This window comes from Burkholderia sp. 3C, from assembly GCF_054589155.1.
On sequence record NZ_BAAILN010000150.1, the window covers coordinates 1 to 330 of the forward strand.

Consider the following 330-nt stretch of genomic DNA (forward strand, 5'->3'; position numbering starts at 1 on the left):
ATGTTCCGCCGAAGCCGATGGACCAACCGCTGAACAAGACATGCGGCTGGCCGATACACAGCGATTCGGCGGCACAAACGATTGCCATTTCGGGGCCGAAATACGTGCCGCATGTGTGGATGGCTTTTACCCGCTATCGCTTCAGTGCGCAGGTGCTCTCGGATCTGGAAAAACATCCCGAACCACGGATGCAGAAACTGGATGTGGCCGCTGCGATGAACGGCGGTGCAGTGCCCAATGGTTTCGCGCCCGAGGCCGCCAATCTGACGCACTACGTGGCGGATTTCAGCGAGGAAGCCGATTGGAAAAAGCTGAACGACAAGCTGCTGA

1 protein-coding gene is annotated in these 330 nt (G+C 57.9%); it reads left to right on the forward strand.

Going from position 1 to position 330, the window contains the following annotated elements; translation table 11 throughout:
• Positions 1-17: 17 nt before the first annotated feature.
• The coding region (locus tag ACYP33_RS30910; RefSeq protein ID WP_459623671.1) for a hypothetical protein at positions 18-330 on the forward strand (313 nt) is incomplete at its 3' end.